This window comes from Flavivirga rizhaonensis, assembly GCF_004791695.1.
In the GTDB taxonomy this organism is placed as follows: domain Bacteria; phylum Bacteroidota; class Bacteroidia; order Flavobacteriales; family Flavobacteriaceae; genus Flavivirga; species Flavivirga rizhaonensis.
On record NZ_SRSO01000007.1, the window covers coordinates 19,042 to 41,857 of the forward strand.

Annotated in this window: 16 protein-coding genes, 2 tRNA genes and 1 pseudogene; 10 read left to right on the forward strand and 9 right to left on the reverse strand. The window is 32.5% G+C overall.

Translation table 11 applies throughout. The features are described 5' to 3' along the window. Positions 1-30: 30 nt before the first annotated feature. A complete protein-coding gene (gene msrB / locus EM932_RS06490) occupies positions 31-504 on the reverse strand; it encodes a peptide-methionine (R)-S-oxide reductase MsrB (RefSeq protein ID WP_135876375.1) in 474 nt (157 codons plus the stop codon). A 161-nt stretch (positions 505-665) separates the two neighbouring features. Here msrB and EM932_RS06495 point away from each other — a divergent pair, with 161 nt between their 5' ends. Both EM932_RS06495 and EM932_RS06500 read left to right on the forward strand, forming a co-directional pair. Further along, positions 666-1,484: a M48 family metallopeptidase gene (locus tag EM932_RS06495; RefSeq protein ID WP_135876508.1), complete on the forward strand. Its 819-nt coding sequence runs from the start codon at positions 666-668 to the stop codon at positions 1,482-1,484. Positions 1,485-1,709: 225 nt separating this feature from the next. Continuing rightward, positions 1,710-3,095 carry an MFS transporter gene (locus EM932_RS06500; RefSeq protein WP_135876376.1) on the forward strand — a complete coding sequence of 462 codons (1,386 nt, stop codon included), beginning with the start codon at positions 1,710-1,712 and terminating at the stop codon, positions 3,093-3,095. Positions 3,096-3,256: 161 nt separating this feature from the next. On the opposite strand, the gene EM932_RS06505 is transcribed toward EM932_RS06500, so the two are convergent. From EM932_RS06505 to EM932_RS06520, 4 genes are all read right to left on the reverse strand, one after another. After that, a complete protein-coding gene (locus tag EM932_RS06505) occupies positions 3,257-3,988 on the reverse strand; it encodes a head GIN domain-containing protein (RefSeq protein WP_135876377.1) in 732 nt (243 codons plus the stop codon). Positions 3,989-4,013: 25 nt separating this feature from the next. Continuing rightward, on the reverse strand, positions 4,014-5,102 hold the full coding sequence (locus EM932_RS06510) for a hypothetical protein (protein ID WP_135876378.1): 1,089 nt from the start codon (positions 5,100-5,102) through the stop codon (positions 4,014-4,016). 65 nt (positions 5,103-5,167) lie between these two features. Further along, positions 5,168-5,737 (reverse strand): hypothetical protein, encoded by a 570-nt coding sequence (locus EM932_RS06515; RefSeq protein ID WP_135876379.1) that lies wholly within the window; start codon positions 5,735-5,737, stop codon positions 5,168-5,170. After that, entirely contained in the window at positions 5,730-6,290 is a 561-nt protein-coding gene (locus tag EM932_RS06520; RefSeq protein WP_135876380.1) for an RNA polymerase sigma factor, read from the reverse strand. The genes EM932_RS06515 and EM932_RS06520 overlap by 8 nt, the downstream gene beginning before the upstream one ends. A gap of 156 nt (positions 6,291-6,446) precedes the next feature. Between EM932_RS06520 and EM932_RS06525 the strand changes: the two are divergent. Further along, a pseudogene (locus tag EM932_RS06525) lies at positions 6,447-6,695 on the forward strand (Lrp/AsnC ligand binding domain-containing protein); the annotation flags it as partial. A gap of 260 nt (positions 6,696-6,955) precedes the next feature. Here the strand turns inward: EM932_RS06525 and EM932_RS06530 are convergent. Continuing rightward, positions 6,956-9,505: an ATP-dependent Clp protease ATP-binding subunit gene (locus tag EM932_RS06530; protein WP_135876381.1), complete on the reverse strand. Its 2,550-nt coding sequence runs from the start codon at positions 9,503-9,505 to the stop codon at positions 6,956-6,958. A 260-nt stretch (positions 9,506-9,765) separates the two neighbouring features. Between EM932_RS06530 and gyrA the strand changes: the two genes are divergently transcribed. Next, positions 9,766-12,339: a DNA gyrase subunit A gene (gene gyrA, locus EM932_RS06535; protein WP_135876382.1), complete on the forward strand. Its 2,574-nt coding sequence runs from the start codon at positions 9,766-9,768 to the stop codon at positions 12,337-12,339. Positions 12,340-12,358: 19 nt separating this feature from the next. Continuing rightward, positions 12,359-13,621 (forward strand): tetratricopeptide repeat protein, encoded by a 1,263-nt coding sequence (locus EM932_RS06540; RefSeq protein ID WP_135876383.1) that lies wholly within the window; start codon positions 12,359-12,361, stop codon positions 13,619-13,621. Positions 13,622-13,785: 164 nt separating this feature from the next. Here the strand turns inward: EM932_RS06540 and EM932_RS06545 are convergent, their stop codons facing one another. Both EM932_RS06545 and EM932_RS06550 read right to left on the reverse strand, forming a co-directional pair. Next, positions 13,786-14,535: a C40 family peptidase gene (locus EM932_RS06545; RefSeq protein ID WP_135876384.1), complete on the reverse strand. Its 750-nt coding sequence runs from the start codon at positions 14,533-14,535 to the stop codon at positions 13,786-13,788. Positions 14,536-14,658: 123 nt separating this feature from the next. Next, a complete protein-coding gene (locus EM932_RS06550) occupies positions 14,659-15,834 on the reverse strand; it encodes an acetyl-CoA C-acyltransferase (RefSeq protein ID WP_135876385.1) in 1,176 nt (391 codons plus the stop codon). Between the two features lie 125 nt (positions 15,835-15,959). Between EM932_RS06550 and EM932_RS06555 the strand changes: the two genes are divergently transcribed. From EM932_RS06555 to EM932_RS06575, 5 genes are all read left to right on the forward strand, one after another. Next, positions 15,960-18,008: an HD family phosphohydrolase gene (locus EM932_RS06555; protein WP_135876386.1), complete on the forward strand. Its 2,049-nt coding sequence runs from the start codon at positions 15,960-15,962 to the stop codon at positions 18,006-18,008. 95 nt (positions 18,009-18,103) lie between these two features. Next, positions 18,104-18,192 (forward strand) — tRNA-Ser (locus tag EM932_RS06560). Positions 18,193-18,209: 17 nt separating this feature from the next. Then, positions 18,210-18,284 (forward strand) — tRNA-Pro (locus tag EM932_RS06565). A gap of 228 nt (positions 18,285-18,512) precedes the next feature. Beyond that, on the forward strand, positions 18,513-19,796 hold the full coding sequence (locus EM932_RS06570) for a site-specific integrase (protein ID WP_135876387.1): 1,284 nt from the start codon (positions 18,513-18,515) through the stop codon (positions 19,794-19,796). A gap of 96 nt (positions 19,797-19,892) precedes the next feature. Further along, a complete protein-coding gene (locus EM932_RS06575; protein WP_135876388.1) occupies positions 19,893-20,414 on the forward strand; it encodes an ORF6N domain-containing protein in 522 nt (173 codons plus the stop codon). A gap of 72 nt (positions 20,415-20,486) precedes the next feature. On the opposite strand, the gene EM932_RS06580 is transcribed toward EM932_RS06575, so the two are convergent. Further along, positions 20,487-22,769 carry a hypothetical protein gene (locus tag EM932_RS06580; RefSeq protein ID WP_135876389.1) on the reverse strand — a complete coding sequence of 761 codons (2,283 nt, stop codon included), beginning with the start codon at positions 22,767-22,769 and terminating at the stop codon, positions 20,487-20,489. Between the last annotated feature and the right edge of the window lie 47 nt (positions 22,770-22,816).

Here is a 22,816-nt window from a genome sequence, read left to right on the forward strand (position 1 = left end):
TGGTAATTGTTATTTTGAATATTAAAAAGTTTATTCTTTTGGAATAAATTTTAAAGCAACCCCGTTAATACAATGACGTTTTCCTGTAGTATCTCTGGGACCATCGTTAAAAACATGACCTAAGTGTCCGCCACATGTAGCACAATGTTCTTCGTCACGAGAATATCCCAATTTATTATCGGAACCAAAAGCTACATTACCTTTAATTTCTCTATCAAAACTAGGCCACCCTGAACCAGAATCAAATTTGTGTTCACTTTTAAATAAAGGTGTATCGCATGCTTCACAAACGTAAACCCCCTTTTTATAATTTTTATTAAGCGGACTAGTAAATGGGCGTTCAGTTCCTGCTTCTCTTAGAACATAATATGCCATTTCAGATAACTGTGCTTTCCATTCTGCATCAGTTTTAGAAACTTCAAAGGTTTTTTGTTCTGTTTTTTGAGCACTACTATTACAACTAAATAGTGTTATTGCAAAACAGAATATAATCAGCTTTTTCATAAGGTTTAAGTTTTTTAATATGTCGGATATATTAAAGAGACATAACACCTTTTGTTTGAATATTTTTGTTCTATTAATGTGACTAATAAAAATATGCTGTGTCTAAAAATATATAATACTCCGAATTTTGTATTTTTATAGAAAATTATAAACCTTATATGATGAAATTAAAAAAGGCACTTTTAGTATTTGGTATAATCGTATTCATATTATCATGTGCTACGAATCCATTTACAGGTAAAAAGACAATGGCTTTAGTACCGAACTCTCAATTATTTCCAACAGCCTTTGCTCAATATAATCAGTTCTTAAACGACAATAAAGTTGTTAAAGGAACAAAAGACGCTGCTATGATTACAAGAGTAGGACAGCGTATAGCTGTAGCTGCAGAACGTTGGTTAAATGCTAATGGACATCATGGGTATTTAAACGATTATAAATGGGAATATAATTTGGTTGAAGACAATACGGTTAATGCTTGGTGTATGCCTGGCGGAAAAATAGTATTTTATACCGGTATTTTACCCATTGCAAAAGGAGAAGCTGGAGTGGCAGCTATTATGGGGCACGAAGTAGCACATGCATTGGCAAATCATGGACAACAACGTATGAGCGCAGCTTATGTACAGCAAGGTTTAGCTGTAGCAGGAAATATAGCCATTAAAGATGAAAAATCTAGAAATGCATTTAATCAATACTATGGTGTTGGATCGCAGGTAGGAGTGATGCTGCCTTTTAGTAGAAGTCATGAAACTGAAGCTGATAAAATTGGATTATACTTAATGGCAATTGCTGGTTATAACCCAGATGAAGCGTCAGAATTATGGAAGCGTATGAAGGCTAATAGTGGCGGTAAAGCACCACCGGAAATCTTAAGCACACACCCATCAAATGATTCTCGTATTGCAAACCTAAAAGCATTAGCTCCAACAGCTAAAGCAGAGGCTAAAAAGTTTGGGGTTACTACGTTTAGAAAATAATTTTTGTAATAACTAGTAATCATTTTAATTGATTATTACTACTTGTTATTGCTGATTTCTTAACATAAATAAAAATATTTGATTATTTTAGTGAGCTGCTCATATAAGGGCAGCTTTTTTATTAAAACAGGAAAAGAAGATTTTCTTGTTTTAATAATCCTAACAAAGGTTGGGATCTCGCGATTTAAGAGATAAAAGGGTTATTTATTATATCTAAATATTTATATGGAGCAACTTAAAAAAGGGAGTAAAAAACTCTTAAACGCTTGGGCGTTTTATGATTGGGCAAATTCAGTTTATACATTAACAATAACATCATCTATTTTTCCAATATTTTATTCGGCATTGTTTCTTTCAGAAATAAAAACCATTTCAGCTTTTGGGTTTGAATTTAAAAGTACAGCTCTTATTACGTTTGTTACCGCTTTCACTTTTTTAGTGGTTGCTTTTATGTCTCCAATTTTATCTGGTATTGCCGATTATATTGGAAATAAAAAGAATTTTTTAAAATTCTTTTGCTATGTCGGAAGTGCAGGTTGTATAGGATTGTATTGGTTTGATTTAGAGCATATTCACTTAAGTTTGCTATTTTATTTTATGGGTTTAATAGGGTATTGGGGGAGCTTGGTTTTTTATAATTCATATTTGCCAGATATAGCCTTTCCAGAACAGCAGGATAGTATTAGTGCGAAAGGCTTTTCTATGGGATACTTGGGGAGTGTTCTTTTGTTGATTTTAAACTTGTTGATGGTGATGTTTCCTCAGTGGTTTGGTTTTGATATTAGTATATCCGAATCTATAAGAAACACAGGTTCTGAGTTAGAAATCAATGAAGCTTTAAAAGTGGCAAAAGATACGGCTTCTATTGAAGCTATGAAAATATCATTCATTACGGTAGGTGTTTGGTGGGCACTATTCAGTCAGTATTCGTTTTACCACTTACCAAAGGGTGCTTCATCAGGACATAAAGTAACAAAAGCTATTGTCTTTAATGGTTTAAAGGAACTAAGACAGGTGTGGAAACAACTAAAATCAGATTTAAGATTAAAACGCTATTTATACGCTTTTTTTGTGTTTAGCATGGCAGTACAAACCATCATGTTAGTTGCTGCTTATTTTGGAGAAGAGGAAATAGCGTGGGGAAGTGCTTCAGATAAAACTATGGGATTAATAGGAAGCATTTTAATTATTCAATTAGTTGCTGTACTTGGTGCTTTTTTAACATCAAGAGCTTCTTCAAAATATGGAAATATTAAGACTTTAGTTGCTATTAATTTTATTTGGATGGCATTATGTTTTTATGCCTATTTTATGGAAACACCTTCACAATTCTATATTGCAGCATCTATTGTTGGTTTAGTAATGGGAGGCATTCAATCTTTAGCACGGTCTACGTATTCAAAATTTTTACCAGAAACAGAGGATACAACATCTTATTTTAGTTTTTATGATGTTGCAGAAAAAATAGGAATTGTAATTGGTATGGGAATCTTTGCAACCATAGATCAGATAACCGGAAGTATGAGAAATGCGATTCTATTTTTATTTATTTTCTTTTTAGCAGGTATTATCATGCTTTTTAGAGTGCCTAAATTATCAAAAATAGATTAAACGAAAAATGCAGTCTAAAAAGTGATATATTTTATTCTGAGGAGTACTAAAAGTGTGACGTAAGAATTTTTTAGATTAAATAGATTGCCACAGTTGTTCCTTCTTCGCAATGACACTTTTTAGACAGCGCTTTTTGTTGATTGATGAAGATCGTCTAGTTGTTAATTATTAGAAATACTTCCAGAGCCTGCTACTTTGCTGTCTACTACAGGATCTCCTTTGTAAACAATATCTCCAGACCCAGATACCCTAGCTTTTAAGGTTTTGTTGCTAACAACTTTTGCATCACCAGAACCGGCAACAGAAACGTCTGTGTTATTTGCTTGTAAATCGAACCCATGAAAATCACCGGATCCAGCCACTTTAGCTACTAAATTATTAGCGTTTCCTTTAAGCTTGAGATCTCCAGAACCTGCTATGGAGGCTTTAGCAGATGTTGCTTTAATGTCAAGGCTAACATCGCCGGAGCCCGCTAATGATATATCTAAGTTGTTAGCTGTTATTGTGTCTTCATTCCATAAATCGCCAGAACCAGCAAGAGAGACATTACTTATATCTTTAACAGGAATAGTAATTTTTATAGTTTTTGTCATGCTGGATTTTAGATTTATTCCTTTTTTTGTTTTTACTATTAAATTTTTGTTTTTAACTTCAGTAATAATGTAGTCCAGCAAATTTTCTTCTCCTTTAATTTTAATGTTTCCCTCTGTGCCATTTACAATAACGAAATCCATATTTCCGGCACATTTTACACCATCATATTCTGGGGTCGTTCGGGTTATGGTTTTCATAGTACCATTTCCTCTTATTGATTTCCATTGAGCATAAGATGTAGATGCTAAAAGTAAGGTCGCTATAACTAAGACTGTTTGTTTTTTGATTAATGTTCTCATGTGTTTAAGGTTTATTATTGATGAATTAATTTTTGTAAAGAGATACACTTCCGTACTCAGATTCTATATTAATAGTATTACTTGAGTTTTTACTACCATAATAGCCTATATAAAGTTTATCTGTAGACTCTATAATTTTCTTTGTGAATTCCAGTCCGTCGGTGTTTAATGATCCATATTCTAGATCAATATTAAAATTAAAATGATATGCAGGAACGTAACCAATTTTTATACCAACATAATCAGATTTTATAGTCACACTACCAGCATTTTCATTCATCCTTTTTATTTTTATGGAACCATAATCTGCTTTAATAATTATGTTTTTATATACATCACCTATAATAGTTGTTAAATAGTCGCCATTTCCAATAATATTGTTTGCTTTGTCAATACTTATGTTGCCATAGTCACAATTATAATTAACGTCTTCGGCTATTTCGATTTTAGAGTTTGTGTAGTCTGCATTAATATCTAGTTTATTTGCTTTAGACACAGTGAAACCACTATAATCGGCATTTATTTTTCCGCTTTTTATATATTCAAAGTAGCAGTTTTTCGTGTAATCAAAATTAATACTATTGTTATCGGACATTAGTTCTTTGGTAGTGATTTTACCATAGTCACAATTTATTTCTGCATGACCTTCAAGCTTATCAACATTAATACTTCCGTAGTCGTTATTTAAATCTATATTGTTTGTGATTGGAATTTTAACAATGTAATTGATTTTCATATTGACTTTATTATTCCTTGTCCAATTCCACCAAGAGTTTGATCTTCTTTCCCCAAATCTTGTTTCTGCAGAAATATTAGAAGAAGAAGCTTCAAAATGAATAGTTATATCATCTAGTTTTTCTTGAACTTTTTCTTCGTCATTACCTGTGGTAGTAATTGTAATTTCAAAAACCACCCTATTTTCGTTCCAAGTAATAATATCTATATTCCCATAGCTATTATCTACACTTAGCGAGGCATTCGATGCGACTGAGTATTCCTTGTTAATTGTTTTCTTTTTTGTGTATTTACCTTTGGCTTCTGTTGATGAGGCAGTAGCTAAAAGCGGTAATATTAGAAATAATATTAGTGTTTTATATGGTAGTGCTCGTTTCATGTGATCGATTTTAATTGTTTTTTAATTGGCACATGTAATATCTTAAATGAATCATTTTCGGATTATTAAATATTGATATTAGGCATTTCATGTGATCGATTATTTAATTGCTTTATTTTTTCAATTTGCTCTAAAGCATTTTGTAATATGTCTATTCTATTTTGAAAGTTGGAGATCATAGCATAGATAACCCTACGATCATCTCCACTTACAGTTAAATCTATTTTTAAAGATTCATAATCTTTTTCCAATACTTTTATACGTGCCATAGTATCTTGAATTAACGCTTGAGCTTTAGGTGAATTTTCATTCTTGATTTTGCTTAATTCTTCGGCTATTGTAGATGTGAAAAAGTCTTCTGTTTCTGCCATTTTAGGCGATACACTGGCTAATTCCCTATAATTTGTCTCTTGTTGAGAACCTATAAAAAGTGTAATTAATAATATAACAGAAGCGGCTACACCAATTAATGGTTTCCATAAACGACGCCTTTGTTTACCAACTTTAATTGATTGTAGCCCGCTTTGCTTATTTAATTTGTGTAAGAAACGTTCTGTATGATTTGATTCAGGTGTTTCTATATCGAAATCATTTTCATGTTCTTTAAACAGTTGATCTATACTCTTTTTACTCATAAACCATTTGTAATTTTGTTCTTAAGCTTTCTTTGGCTCTAGAAATAGTTGTTCTGCAATTAGCATTTGTAATATTTAAAATATCACTGATTTCATCATAATCGTAACCTTCAATTAAATTTAAGGTTAAAGCAATTCTATAATTGTCTTTTAACAATTTCATTGTGTTTAAGATTTGCTTTACTTTTATATTTGCAAACTCGTAATTGCTATCTATGCCATTATTGTCATCTTCTATCTTATGTAACATATCATCTAAAGGAACTTCTTTGTTTTTACTATTCTTTTTGTAATGATAAATACTATTATTTATAACAATTCGTTTTAACCACGCTCCAAATATTTTTGATTCTTTAAGGCTATTTAATTTTGTAAAAGCCATTAAAAATGAATCTTGCATAATATCCTCTGCTTCAAAACTATCTTTTACAATTCTAAAAGAAGCATTGTACATGGCTTTATAATATCTGTTATATATTTCCAATTGTGCAGATTGGTTTCCAGATTTACAAAGCTCAACAAGCTGTTCGATATTTAATTTAGTTGGCGTCAAAAAAACAATTTGTTATAGTATAGAGAGGTATTATTTTCTTTTGTTACAGTTTCACAAAAAAAATCCTAAATTCAGTTAAGAATATAGGATTTTAATATGGAACTCATCTAGGCTTTTTCTATTTCCTAAAAAACGGCTAAAATTCGCCCATATTTTATTACGCTTAAGGAGCATACTCGTAAAATAGGAAACCAATTTGTAAGAGACATTCTTTCTTTAAATGAAGTCATTGAGTGTTATAATATTTCTGGTGATTATGATTTTTTATTGAAGGTTTTGGTTAAAGACATGAAGGCTTATCAGAATTTTGTTTTGAACCATTTAGGAGAACTTAAAAACATAGGGAGCGCTCACAGTACTTTTGTGATGGGAGAAATTAAAAATACTTATATGGTTCCTATTTAATTCAATTTGTTATATGGACTATTAGTTATTTTATCGAGGAGAAGGAGGAGTCTCATGATTAATGAGGTTGCTTTATGTGATGTCGTAGAAATCGAAATGATTCAAAATACAAATGGATCTCGATGTTATGTCGATGATAAGAGACATAACATGATACTTTTTAATAGAAATAACAACTGAATTTATGTGATAAATCGCGTTAATTTAAGAGCAAAAAAAACTCGGAAATATTTCCGAGTTTTTAATTTTTAATGGTTACTTTAAGACTCTGTAGGCTTTTCAGCTTTTTCTATCGATATACTCAATTCTTGAGCTGCTTTATCTAAATCAATTTTAATTTTATCACCTTCTTTAAGATGAGAAGCAACAATTTCTTCAGCTAAAGCATCTTCAATATATTTTTGAATAGCTCTTTTTAAAGGTCTTGCCCCATATTGTTTATCGAAACCTTTTTCGGCAATATAATCTTTAGCACTTTTAGTAAGTTTTAAGATATAGCCTAAGCCTTTAATTCGGGCTAAGAGTTTTTCTAATTCAATATCAATAATTTTATTGATATCTTCTTTTTCTAAAGCATTGAATATCACAACATCATCAATTCTATTTAAAAACTCGGGAGCAAACGATTTTTTTAATGCGTTTTCAATCACACCTCTAGCATTTGCATCTTCCTGAGCTTTTTGTGATGCTGTTCCAAAACCAATACCAGTACCAAAATCTTTTAGTTTTCTGGCTCCAATGTTGGATGTCATAATAATGATGGTATTTCTGAAATCGATTTTTCTTCCTAAACTATCAGTTAAATAGCCATCATCAAGTACCTGAAGTAGCATGTTAAAGACATCTGGATGCGCTTTTTCGATCTCATCTAATAGTATGACTGCATATGGCTTACGTCTCACTTTTTCAGTTAACTGACCACCTTCTTCATAACCAACATATCCTGGAGGTGCTCCAATTAATCTGGAAATGGCAAATTTTTCCATATATTCACTCATATCAATTCTAACGAGTGATTCTTCACTATCAAATAACTCTCTGGATAATACTTTTGCTAACTGTGTTTTACCAACACCAGTTTGACCTAAAAAGATAAATGAACCAATTGGCTTATTTGGATCTTTAAGTCCAGCACGGTTACGCTGAATTGCTTTTACAACTTTGGCTACTGCGTCGTCCTGTCCAATAACTTTTCCTTTTATAAGGTTAGGTAGTTCGGCCAGTCTGTTAATCTCTGTTTGTGCAATTCTGTTTACCGGTACTCCGGTCATCATCGAAACTACATCTGCAACATTATCTTCTGTGACTATTTCTCTGTGCTGTTTAGTGTCTTCTTCCCATTTTTCCTGAGCAATAGCTAATTCTTTTTCGATGCGTTTTTCATCATCTCTAAGTTTTGCAGCTTCTTCATACTTTTGCTTTCTAACTACAGCATTCTTGGTTTCTTTAATACCTTCCAGTTGCTTTTCGAGTTCTATTATTTGTTTAGGAACATCAATATTAGTTATATGTACACGAGATCCCGCTTCATCCAAAGCATCGATAGCTTTGTCTGGTAAAAAACGTTCAGTCATGTATCTGTTTGTTAACTTAACACAAGCTTCAATAGCTTCCTGTGTATAATCAACGTTATGATGCTCTTCGTACTTTCCTTTTATGTTATTAAGGATTTCAATAGTTTCTTCTACCGAAGTAGGTTCTACTATAACCTTTTGAAAACGACGTTCTAAAGCACCGTCCTTTTCAATATATTGTCTATATTCATCTAAAGTCGTAGCTCCTATACATTGAATCTCGCCACGCGCTAAAGCAGGTTTAAACATATTAGAGGCATCTAAACTGCCTGTAGCTCCACCAGCACCAACTATGGTATGTATTTCGTCAATAAAAAGGATAACATCGTCATTCTTTTCAAGCTCATTCATAACAGCTTTCATGCGTTCCTCGAACTGTCCGCGGTATTTTGTTCCAGCAACTAAACTGGCTAGATCTAAAGTAACAACACGTTTATTAAATAAAATACGAGAGACTTTTCGTTTTACTATTCTAAGAGCTAAACCTTCTGCAATGGCAGATTTACCAACGCCAGGTTCACCAATTAAAAGGGGGTTATTTTTTTTACGTCTACTTAAAATTTGTGAGACACGTTGTATTTCCTTTTCACGTCCAACCACAGGGTCAAGCTTCCCTTCTTCAGCTAAGGCGGTTAAATCACGCCCAAAATTGTCTAAAACAGGTGTTTTGGACTTCTTGTTTGTTTTCCCTGTAGGTGTATTAAAAATATTGTCCTTTGATGCTTCGCCCTCGGTGTTCATATCATCATCTTGAAAAGATTCAGATTTTGGTTCTATATAATCATTGTCGTTAGTAATCATAAGTTTAAATTGTTCTTTAACGTTATCGTAGTCAACTTTAAGCTTATTTAAGAGCTTAGTCGTAGGATCATTTTCATTTCTTAAAATACAGAGCAGTAAATGAGCTGTGTTTATTGAAGTACTTTGAAATAGTTTAGCTTCTAAAAATGTAGTTTTTAAAGCGCGTTCTGCTTGCCTTGTAAGATGTAAGTTCTTTTTTTGATTTGAAGTTACAGTAATGTTGGGGTTTGCAGGGCTTAATATCTCAACTTTGCGTCTCAAATGATTTAAATCAATATCTAAAGCGTTTAGGATGTTTATAGCTTTGCCACTACCATCTCTTAGAAGTCCAAGCATTAAATGCTCAGTACCAATAAAATCATGGCCTAGCCTTAGTGCTTCTTCTTTGCTATATGCAATTACGTCCTTTACTCTTGGGGAAAAATTATCATCCATATTCGTGTTCCTTTCTGCATTAAAAATACTAAAACATTTTACTAAAGGCAAAAACTATACCTTAAATTGTCTGTAAGTTGCTAATTGACGAAAAAATCTTTAAAAAATCAAAATTTTTTAAAGCATACTTATCAACTAAAAAAACATATAAAATTGTTAATAAAAAACATGAAAAAATAGTCAGGAAACGCTTAACATGACTATTGAAATACTTATATTAGCATGTTTTGAAAAATAGATAAAACTTAATTAAATTATATATGGCAGAAGGAGAAAAATTGATCCCTATTAATATTGAAGATGAGATGAAATCGGCATACATTGATTATTCAATGTCAGTCATTGTGTCACGTGCTTTACCGGATGTAAGGGACGGCTTAAAACCAGTTCATAGACGGGTACTTTATGGTATGCACGAATTGGGTGTTAGAGCGAGTTCAGCACATAAAAAATCCGCAAGAATAGTTGGAGAAGTTTTAGGTAAGTATCACCCTCATGGAGATACATCTGTTTATGATGCGATGGTACGTATGGCTCAGGAATGGAGTTTGCGTTATATGCTGGTCGACGGACAAGGAAATTTTGGTTCTATAGATGGTGATAGTCCAGCAGCAATGCGTTATACAGAAGCACGTATGCAAAAAATATCTGAGGACATGTTGGCAGATATAGAAAAGGAAACGGTAGATCATAAATTGAATTTTGATGATACTTTACAGGAACCTACTGTTTTACCAACTCGAATCCCTGGGCTTTTAGTTAATGGTGCATCAGGTATTGCTGTAGGTATGGCTACTAATATGCCACCACATAATTTAACCGAAGTGGTTAATGGTACTATAGCTTATATTGATAATAATGATATTGAAATTGATGAATTAATCACCCATATTAAAGCTCCGGATTTTCCAACAGGAGGAACTATCTATGGTTATGATGGTGTAAAAGAAGCATTTCATACAGGTCGTGGACGTATCGTTATGCGTGCTAAGGCCAATATTGAGGAAGTAAACGGGCGTGAGTGTATTATAGTAGATGAAATACCTTATCAGGTTAATAAGGCAGACATGATTAAGAAAACTGCAGACTTGGTAAACGACAAGAAATTGGAAGGTATTGCGACTATTCGTGATGAGTCTGATAGAAATGGAATGCGTATTGTTTATGTTTTAAAGCGTGATGCTATTCCTAATATCGTTTTAAATAAGTTATTTAAATTTACAGCTTTACAATCATCTTTTAGTGTGAATAATATCGCGCTTGTAAATGGAAGACCGCAGTTATTAAACTTAAAAGAACTGATTCATTATTTTGTTGAGCATAGACACGAAGTTGTTGTAAGACGTACTACTTACGAATTACGAAAGGCTGAAGAACGTGCTCATATATTAGAAGGCTTAATTATTGCATCAGACAATATAGATGAAGTTATTGCTATAATAAGGGCTTCTTCTAACGCAGATGAAGCTAGGGAAAACTTAATAAAACGTTTTGAACTTTCCGAGATTCAGGCTAAAGCTATAGTTGAAATGCGACTACGTCAGTTAACTGGTTTAGAGCAAGATAAGTTGCGTTCAGAATATGAGGGAATAATGAAAACCATTGAAGACTTAAAAGATATCTTGGCTAAAAAAGAGCGTAGAATGGATATTATTAAGGAAGAGTTGGAAGTTGTTAGGAATAAATATGGTGATGAACGTCGTTCGATTATTGAGTATGCTGGAGGGGATTTAAGTATTGAAGATATGATTCCTGATGAAAAAGTGGTGATTACCATTTCTCATGCCGGTTATATTAAACGTACATCACTAACAGAATATAAAACACAAAATAGAGGAGGAGTTGGTCAAAAAGCATCTACTACAAGGAATGAAGATTTCTTAGAGCATTTGTTTGTTGGTACCAATCATCAATACATGTTGTTCTTTACGCAAAAAGGAAAATGTTTCTGGATGCGTGTTTATGAAATCCCTGAAGGAAGCAAGGCCTCTAAAGGGAGAGCGATTCAAAACTTGATAAATATTGAGCAAGATGATAAGGTAATGGCCTTCATTTGTACTCAGGATTTAAAAAATGAAGATTATATAAATAGCCATTATGTTATTATGGCTACTAAAAATGGACAAGTAAAGAAAACCTCTTTAGAGCAGTATTCTCGTCCTAGAACAAATGGAATTAATGCTATAACAATTAAGGATAATGATGAGTTGTTAGAAGCAAAATTAACCACAGGGAATAGTCAAGTTATGCTTGCACTTAAATCTGGTAAAGCGATTCGTTTTGAAGAAGCAAAAACCAGACCTATGGGTCGTGGTGCTTCTGGAGTTAGAGGTATTAGACTTGCTAACGATAAGGATGAGGTTATAGGTATGGTAACTATAGAAAATTCTCAAGAAGAATCTGTACTTGTAGTTTCAGAGAATGGTTATGGTAAACGTACTTATATTGATGATCCTGAAGATGGAGAACCAGTATATAGAATTACAAATAGAGGTGGTAAAGGAGTAAAAACCATTTCTATTACAGAGAAAACAGGAAATTTAGTTGCTATAAAAAGCGTAACAGATAATGATGATTTAATGATTATTAATAAATCAGGTATCGCTATACGTATGGTTGTGGCAGATTTACGAGTTATGGGTAGAGCTACTCAAGGTGTTAAATTAATCAATTTAAAAGGAAATGATTCTATAGCAGCAGTTGCTAAAGTTATGCATGATGAAGATGAAGTTGAAGTTGAAGATTCCGAAACTATTGAGAACACTAACGATTTAGAAGACGGCACAACTCTTGATAATAATGTAGAAGATAATAACGATAATACCGAAAATTAATTAATAATATTTTATAAAAATGAGAAAACAGTTAATCATAGCTTTAATCTTTTCAGTAAGTGCTTCATTTACATTTGCGCAAAAAAAAGAGCTAAAAACAGCAGCAAAAGCTATTAAAGGAGGAAATTTTGCAGAGGCAAAAACAGCTTTAAAACAAGCAAAAACGTTGGAGTCTAGTATGGATGATAAAACTAAATCAAAGTTTTATTATTTAAATAGCCAGGCTTTGTATGCACAAGGTAAAGGTTCATTAACAGATATCGATGGAGCTTTAGCTAACCTGAAAAAAGTTAAAGTAGGGTATTCGGCAGAGGTCAATCTATTAAAGCAAGACATTGCAAATGGTTTGCTATTAAAAGGAAATGAAGCCTATGAGAAAAAAGATTTTTCGGATGCATCTGTATTTTTTGAAAAATCTTATAGAGTAGCAGAAAGGGATACCGTATTTCTTTATTATGCAGCAGCTACAGCTGTTAATGTTAGTGAGTATGATAGAGCTTTAAAACTTTATGAAGAGCTAAAAAAATTAGGCTATACAGGGATTTCAAAGCAATATTACGCTACTAATGTTGAAACACAAAAAGAAGAAGCCTTTAATAGTAAAGATCTGCGTGATATTTCTGTTAGAGCTAAAACTCATATTAAACCAACTGAGCGTAAATCAGAATCAAAAAAGCCAGAAATTGTAAAAAATATTGCTCTTATATATGTTAATAAGGGGGATAATGAAAAAGCAATTGCAGCCATGAAAGAGGCAAGGGCAGAAAGTCCTAATGATGTTAACTTAATATTATCAGAGGCGAATGTTCATTATAAAATGGGCAATACAGAAGAATTTAAAAAGTTATTAGAGAAGGCTACACAAATGGATCCTAATAATCCTGAGTTACAGTATAATTTAGGGGTTATTGCTGCGGAGTCTAAGCAAACTGAAGAAGCAAAGCAGTATTATGAAAAAGCGATTGAGTTAGATCCTAAATATATAAATGCATATATAAACTTATCAGCCTTAGTTTTAAATGAAGAAGAGGCAATAATTAAGGAAATGAATGGATTAGGGACTTCCAGAGCTGATAATAAACGTTATGATGAGTTGAGAGCACAACGTCAAAACCTTTATAGAGAAGCGATACCTTATTTGACTAAAGCGCTTGAAATTGATTCAAAAAGTATAAGTGCTGCTAAAACGTTAATGAATATTTATAGTATTCTTGGAGAAACTGATAAATATAAAAGTATGAAAGAAAAGGTTGCTGCCATAGAAGGAGCTGAAGCTAACTAATCTGAAAATACTTAATTGATAATACATAAAAGAGGCTGTCTAAAAAGTGTCATTCTGAATGGAATGAAGAATCTCTTTAAAATATATGACTCTGATTATGAGTGAAATAAGATTCTTCGCGTTGCTCTGATGACAAGATTAACCACTTTTCAGACAGCCTCTTTTTAGATTATTTTTTTAATAACACGTAGTTTATGTGTATGTGTTTTTTTGTCGACATTATAAATGCCTGAGTGGTCTAACCTGTCTATTCTAACTTTACCATGAGCGTGTATTATGTAATTATCTTTCATAATAATACCTACATGTGTAATAACCCCTTCGCTATTATCAAAAAAAGCTAAATCACCAGGTTCACTTTCTTCAATAAAGCTTAAGGCTTCTCCTTGGGTTGCCTGCTGTGATGCATCACGTAGTAACTTATAACCGTTTAATTTATAAACCATTTGAGTAAAGCCTGAACAATCTATGCCAAAAGGTGTTTTTCCACCCCAAAGATAAGGGCTGTTTAAATATAAAAACGCCGTTTTAATAAGGTCACTTTTTACTTTTTTACCTTCAATATAATTACCTTCATGTTTATGGTTTAAATTGGATAACCCATTTAAAGAAGTTCCCAATACAATAGGATATAACTGGCTGTTGCTATCTTCAATAAACTCGACTAAATCAGCAGAAAGTTTAGGAGTTTCTTTATTTAAATCTTTATATGCTTCTTCTGTAATTTCAAGATGTTGTTTGTTATCAATCCAACCCTCATAAGAGTCAAATGCTAAGCGAATTTTACTCCAGTTTTTACGTTGCTCCAAGATTTTAAAAATTTCACCATAAATAACTTGAGATACAAGTTCACTGGTATCTGCGGGTTCTTCTCTAAGGGGGACAATGCTTAAATTACAAATTCCGTATTGCATAAAATTAATATCTATTGGCTATTACTATTAATTATTTATGCAATTATTGGAGAGGATAATAAGGTTGCTGAATAAAAATTTTAAAAAGTATTTCATAATAAATAATAACAATATTTAATATTACTAACGCTCTATAACTATTGCAGATGCTCCGCCACCTCCGTTGCAAATAGCTGCTGCTCCAATTTTGGCATTGTTTTGTTCTAAGACATTTAATAAAGTGATTATAATTCTAACACCAGAACAGCCTAATGGATGCCCTAAAGAAACAGCTCCTCCATTTACGTTTACATTATTATCATTTAATCCTAGAATTTTCATGTTAGCTAAACCGACTACGGAGAAAGCTTCATTAAACTCAAAATAGTCTATGTCGCTAATTTTAATTCCTGCTTTACTTATAGCTTTTGGTAATGCTTTTGCAGGAGCAGTTGTAAACCATTCAGGCTCTTGAGCAGCATCAGCATAACTTTTTATGGTTGCTAAAGGAGTTAGTCCTAATTCGTTTGCTTTTTCTTTACTCATTAAAACCATAGCACCTGCACCATCATTTATAGTTGAAGCATTGGCAGCTGTTACAGTGCCATCTTTTGTGAACGCTGGACGCAATTGTGGGATCTTCTCCATTTTCACATTAGTAAATTCTTCATCTTTGCTAACTATAATAGGTTCTCCACGACGTTGAGGCACTTCAACAGGAACAACTTCATTATCGAATTTTCCACTATCCCATGCAGCGGCAGAACGATTGTAAGACTGAATTGCAAAAGTATCTTGCTCTTCTCTTGAGAATTTATATTCTGTAGCACAGGCATCAGCACAAACACCCATAGCGTTATTATCGTAAGCATCTACTAAACCATCTCTTTGCATACCGTCGATTAATGAAGAAGGACCAAATTTAGTGCCAGTACGGGCATGTAAATAATGAGGAATTAAACTCATGTTTTCCATACCTCCAGCAACTACGATGTCAGCGTCACCAAGAGCAATAGCTTGAGCAGCTTGCATAACCGCTTTCATTCCAGATGCACATACTTTATTTATAGTCGTACATGGAACGGTATTAGGTATACCTGCATAAATAGCAGCTTGTCTCGCCGGAGCTTGACCTGTACCAGCTTGTACTACATTACCCATTAAAACTTCTTCAACTAATTCTGGACTTAAATTTATTTTATTTAAGGCTCCTTTAATAGCGATAGCGCCTAATTCTGGGGCTGGAATAGTTGACAGAGCGCCTAAAAAACTCCCAATTGGAGTTCTTGCAGCTGATACAATAACTACTTCTTTATTCATTAATTTGATGTTTAGTTTATACTTGCGAAAATAACGATTTTTTAGTAGAAATATAAACGATTCATTTATTATAAAAATGGTGAAAGCTTATAATTTTATTACATTTGAAACCATTACGCGTTTTGATGAAAGATTTTATAAATAAATTATATAAAAACCACTCCTTAATTTACAAGGGACTGTTATTTATAGCGACTACTTTTTTAATTGTTTATTTGTTTCCTAAAGGAGGGAAGTTTAAATATGATTTTGAAAAAGGGAAACCTTGGCAATCGGAAAATTTATATGCCCCTTTTGATTTTGCTATTATAAAAATGGATGCAGAAATAGCTTCTGAAAAAGATGAGTTGGTAAAAAAATCAATCTTATATTTTAACCTAGATAATACCATTGAGGCCAAAGTAAAAGCTTCATATAAAAATCAGTTTAATAACGTGTTTTCTGACTCTATTTCTAGAGGTGCATATAGAAAATTATACAATGCAGGAGAAGTTATTATTTCAAACTTGTACTTATTTGGAATTTTAAGTGAAAACTATAATTTTCCAGATGAAAAGGCTATAGTCATACTTGATGGAAGAGTTAAAAAACAAGATGGATTCTTTTCCAATTTAATTAAACCAGATGCTGTCTCAAAAGTAATAGATAATGTATTAAATAAATATGAATTAATGCATTACAAAACAGAATTTACTTCTTTGTTTTTTGATTTAATAGAACCTAATTTAACATTCAATAAGTCGTTTACAGACAAAGTATTACAAGAAGAAATTGGAAAAATAGCTTATGCCAGAGGAAGTATTGAAAAAGAAACTTTAATAGTTTCAAAAGGAGAAGTTATTGATGGTGAAAAATATCAGGTTTTAAAATCATTACAATCTGAGTATGAATCGCAGGTCTGGAATGAATCTAATTATATATGGGTGCTATTTGCTTACACATTATTGGTGGCTTTAGCTTTATTGATGTTACTTTTATTCTTGCGAAAATATAGAATGCGTGTATTTGAAAATAATACAAAAGTTACTTTCATTTTCTTTAATGTTTCTTTAGTAATATTTATAACGACTTTGGTTGTAAATTATGATTCAAAATATATTTATGTTGTCCCTATTTGTATTTTACCTTTAGTATTTAAAGCTTTTTTTGATGCTAGATTGGGGTTGTTTGCGCATGTGCTTACAGTATTATTAATAGGGTTTATTGTGCCTAATAGCTATGAATACATGTTTCTTCAAATTATTGCAGGAATTGTAACAATACTAACTGTTTCTGAGCTATATAAAAGAGCAAATTTGTTTATTTCGGTAGGGCAAATAACACTTATTTATATTATAGCTTATTTTGCGTTTTTTGTAATTCATGAAGGAAGTGTGAAAACTATAAAGTGGGAAACATTTATGTGGTTTATCTTGAGTGGGTTAGCAACTTTGTTTGTGCAGCCTTTGATATATGCTTATGAAAAACTGTTTGGTTTGGTTTCAGATGTATCTCTTTTGGAGCTGTCTGATACTAATTCTAAATTACTTAAAGAGTTATCCGATAAAGCGCCAGGAACATTTCATCATTCTTTAAATGTTGCAAACCTAGCTGAAGCATCCGCAAATGAAATTGGCGCAAATGCTATGTTGGTAAGGGTAGGGGCTTTGTATCATGATATAGGTAAAATGGAAAATCCAACTTATTTTACCGAAAATCAATCTACAGGAATTAATCCACATGATGAATTATCATCAAGAGAGAGTGCCCGAATAATTACAGATCATGTTATAAATGGTATTGAGATAGCTAGAAAAAATAATTTACCAGACAGAGTTATAGATTTTATTCGGACACATCATGGCACTAGTATTGTTTATTACTTTTATATGCAAGAAAAAAAGGATTTTAAAGAGGTTGATAAGTTAGATTTTTCTTATCCTGGACCAAAACCATTTAGTAAGGAAACTGCTATATTAATGATGTGTGATAGTATAGAGGCAGCTTCTAAGAGTTTAAAAGATCCTACGTCAACAAAGATCGATGCTTTTGTTGAAAGTATAATAAATAAACAAATTGAAGAAGGTCAATTTCTAAATGCAAATATTACGTTTAAGGAGATTGAATCTATTAAAAAAGTGCTAAAATACAAGCTTGCAAATATTTACCATTTACGTATTGAATATCCCGAATAAAAATTATAAAAAAGTAAATAAAATAGTTGCGTTATATCTAAGTATCTAGTACATTTGCAACCGCAATTTTATTGCAATGTTCTTAATATTAGAAAGGAGAGGTGCCTGAGTGGCCGAAAGGAGCGGTTTGCTAAATCGTCGTACCTAGAAATAGGTACCCTGGGTTCGAATCCCAGTCTCTCCGCAAATAGATAACCAATTCGGGGTGTAGCGTAGCCCGGTTATCGCGCCGCGTTTGGGACGCGGAGGTCGCAGGTTCGAATCCTGCCACCCCGACAAATAGGGTATTAAAATTAAATTTTTAATACGCAAATAAATGAAAACCAGTAAAATACATTTTTACTGGTTTTTTTTGTTTCCATTTGAGAGCAAATCTCTTAGTGTCCTATTTCGTGTCCTGTTTTTTAGGAAATAAATTCCTAAATTTACAGTTCACAGCCCGTATTTGACTTTCGAGGCGATTTGGCTTTCGTTTAACTGATTTAATAATCAAAAACGAAAGTAATGACAACTTCACACACCTTCAATGTCCATTTTTGGTTGAAGAAGACCTCAATCAAAAAAGATGGGACCATTCCCATATATGCCCGGATTTGGATAGACAGTATCCCTATTGATGTAAGTGCCAAAGAATCTATTTTGGAGGAACATTGGTGCGCTATTGCCTGCCGTGCAAAGATTAGGACAAAGAATGCAAAGTACATCAATGAAATTCTGGATAATATAAATTCTGGAATCAAAAAGGCCTATAAACAGCTCAAGGATGAAGGTAGGTCAATTACCGCACTAGCTATAAAGCAACGGTACTTAGGTAAGGATAAGGCGATTTTAACATTCAGGGACGTTATTCAATACCATAGGAAGGAGGAATCGGGAAAACTAGCTCCGGGTACCATAAAAAACTATGGCGCAACCGAAAAATATATAGTCCGTTTTATCAAAAAGGAATTCAAGTCGGACGATATCCAATTGGCGTTAATAGATTATTCATTTATAGTCAAATTCGAAAATTACCTCCGCACTTGCCCTCCACTATGTAAATCCCAACCATTGAACAACAATGGTATTATGAAGCATTTGGAGCGCTTACAAAAATTTACGACACTCGCCTTTAAGCATGGTTGGATTAAGGCAAATCCGTTTGCATTGTATGAACTGAAGTATGAAGAATTCGATTGTCCATTTTTAGAGCAATTCGAGCTTGATGCGATGGCTACACTTTCCATAACAAACGAAAGTATGTGTTTGGTCAGGGATGTATTCGTTTTCTCATGCTATACTGGACTCTGTTACATAGAAGTGAAAAATTTGAACAATAAGGATATTATGAACGGAATTGATGGTGAGCAATGGATTATGGTCAGACGTCAAAAATCTAATACTCCCGTAAAGTTGCCATTGTTGGATGAAGCAAAAGCGATTCTTGAAAAATATGCTAGTTATCCGTCAATTGAAAACAACTATTCGCTTTTACGGGTATTCAGCGACCAAAAGGTTAACCAATACCTCAAGAAAATAGCTAAGCTGTGTAATATTGAAAAGAACCTGACCTTTCACGTGGCAAGACATACGTTTGCAACTACCGTCGCACTTTTAAACGATGTCCCTATCGAAACAGTCTCAAAATTGTTGGGCCATACCAAATTATCGACGACCCAAAAATATGCCAGGGTCATTGAAAAGAAAATCAGTAAGGATATGATGCAATTAAGGGCAAAGCTGAAAGCTAATTCCAAAAAGGGTTTAGAATATACGGATACGGCTTACAGTCATTTGAAAATTATATAAAGAAGTCAAAAAAGTAGAATTCATTACAAACTACGTTAAACAAAAAAAAGAATTTGATATCACAAATTGTGATACTATATCCAAAAAACAAAGACAATGGAACTAACAATTATTAAAACCAAAATACACCATATTCAAGGTAACAAAGTAATGCTTGATTTTGACCTCGCGGAACTTTATGAAGTGGAAACCAGAGTACTTAAACAAGCCGTAAGACGTAACCTAAAACGATTTCCGGAAGACTTCATGTTTCAGCTTTCAAAGGAAGTTTGGAAAGAGGTTATCACAAATTGTGACAACCTTCCAGAGAACATAAAATTTAGTCCGACCACTCCTTTTGCCTTTACAGAACAAGGCGTGGCTATGCTTTCTAGCGTACTCAATAGCGACAAGGCGATTGACGTGAATATATCCATTATGCGCGCTTTTGTAGCACTACGGCAGCATCTTACCGATTATGGCAACCTTAAAGAACATATTGCCCTACTTGAAAAGGAAATGAATGTCAAGTTCAAAGACATTTACCAAGCTTTAAATTATTTGCTCCAAAAAGACAAAGTACAGGTTGAACAACAGAACAGGGAACGAATTGGTTTTAAAAAGGATAGGAAGGAATAAACCTATGCTAATATATTTTTATTTTAGAGGACTGGATTAGGTTTTAATAGGACACGTTGTTACCTGCTGGTTTCATTCCAATGGTTCAATGTCATTTAGATTATTTAATATGCCTTGTTCGCTATAAGGTGAAAAGATATTTATTTGGACTACATTTCTTATGTTTTTCCAAATTATGACCGTTTTGAAAGCAATTGTAAGGACTACTTTTTTTCTTAAATCACTTTCAGTTTCTTTATCTAGCCATCTTTCACGAATTGAATCATTCTCAGCTAAGTTTAAATCTAGTACAGAAGTGTATATACTGTTACCTCTAGTCGTTAATTTATTCAATGCTATTTCGTCATCGCCGAATTCAATATTCTTAATTGTTGGTAAATCAGACTTTTTTAAGATGAAAAATGTATCTCTTACTCTGTTATTAGTTGAATGAATTTTGATGACAAATTGTTTATAGTCATCAAGTAATTCTAATTTGCCATAAGAAGGATTAATAGCAACTATGATGTATTGGTCATTAAGTTTTAGTTTTTTAATTGCAGATTTTAACTCCTGTTCTTTAAATAAGTAACGTTTAGTCCGTGCTGTAAGAAATGAATTAGGAATGAAATAGTCTATTTGGTTAGTTACAACAGAGTTTGCCAAGAAAGTATCATAGTCTAAATGAGAATCATCCTCTGTAAAAGCTACCTTAGGATAAAGTGTATGTAATCCATTCACGCCAAATTTAGTCACGTCATCTTCACTTGATAAATCATTAGCATTATCTATTATTTTGTATTTATTGAGAGCCTGATTTATAATTAAATCAGTTTGTTCTGTAAATTTCTCAACTTTTGGTGCGTGCAAGTCAACATTAATTTCATTATTCTCGATTTTGTCTTCAATTCGTTGTTTGAGTTCCTCAAAGAAATGTGGAAAGATGTTCTCGTTATTGTTTTTCTCTATTATGCCCGAATAATTTAACAACTCAATTAATTCGCCATTTTTAGACACTTTTTCAACAGTCTTTTCAAATAACAAAACATTCTTTAGCCAATAATTTAACTCCGTATTATTATCTGGTAAATGCGGTTGTGATGTAAAATCTTGAAAAGTATAAATTCGTGTTAGTGAATATTCTCTAATAAATAAAAGGGCTATGTAACTATTTATAAATTCACGAATGTTTTGACCCCAGTAATCATCGAGACCTGAAAATGGATATTTAAACTCGATATTATTTTCTAAAAGATAGTTGTTGTCGGAAAATAGATGCAATACAGTAAATATTTCAGTCATACTAGATGGAAGTAAGACGTAATTTGGTGGTAGGCTTGAAGAGTGATTAAATAGGTATTTAATAGCAGAATAATTTTGCTTAAACATTAATAAGCCGCCGAAAGCATAATTAAATTCCAAAAAATCCCGTCTTTCTTTTTCTCTATTTTCTATATCATCTTGATTATCAAAAGTTCTACTTTCTAAGTCGTAATTATTACCACTTATTGGTTTTAGTTTAGTGTCATAATGTTGTGATGCTCTCGACCAGTACATTTTTATAAAATCCGTTTTTTCTGCTATTAAATTAAGATTTCGCCAAAGCCATGTATAAGACTCTTGAGATATTTTAACAGCACTAAAACCTTCTCCTAATATCCATACACCGCTAACAGCTCTATGCTCCAAGGCTCTCAATTTATTTTTATCATTTTCAACTAATTCGGATATGATATTGTAAATGAATTGGTAAAGGTCAGATTCGAAGACTAAAGGTTTTCCATCTTTTTGTGCTTTTTGTGCTTTTTTGGATTTAGAGAATTCTTCAAAGTAGAAATTCACTAAGGTTTTTTGAATATGAACATCTTGACTTTTAATGGCATAGTAACCAAATTCGTTTATTGTTTTTAAATGATAATTCCCATCTTCTTTAGCTGTTATTTGATGATGTTTTTTTATCAAATAGTTTAGAAGCCTAGTTGATTTATGATTATAGATTGATACTTTGTCTAGCCACATAAAAAACAAAACCACTAATATTAGAGAAAATATAAACACTAATAAATCAGCAGAATTTCTAATAAGCCAAAACTTATCCCAATCATATAACGGTTGAAACTTAAATATTTGAGGTATAAATGAAATAATAGTTAAGTAGAGGAATAATATAAAGTATGAGTATTTTTTACCAAAAATTTTGAATCCTAGTTTCTTTTGAGGAAATTCATCCTCGAATAACTCAGACAAATAATCAGATGAATATTTAGTACCAATATTTGATATCTTGTCGATTATTATGGGATATGCAATACCTATAATAGCAATGTCAAGTGCTATACATATTTCTACTATATTATTTATTTCAGGCAATGTCATTTACTATAGTTCGATTTTTTTTTCAACCCGTTAGTAACTTGTTATAT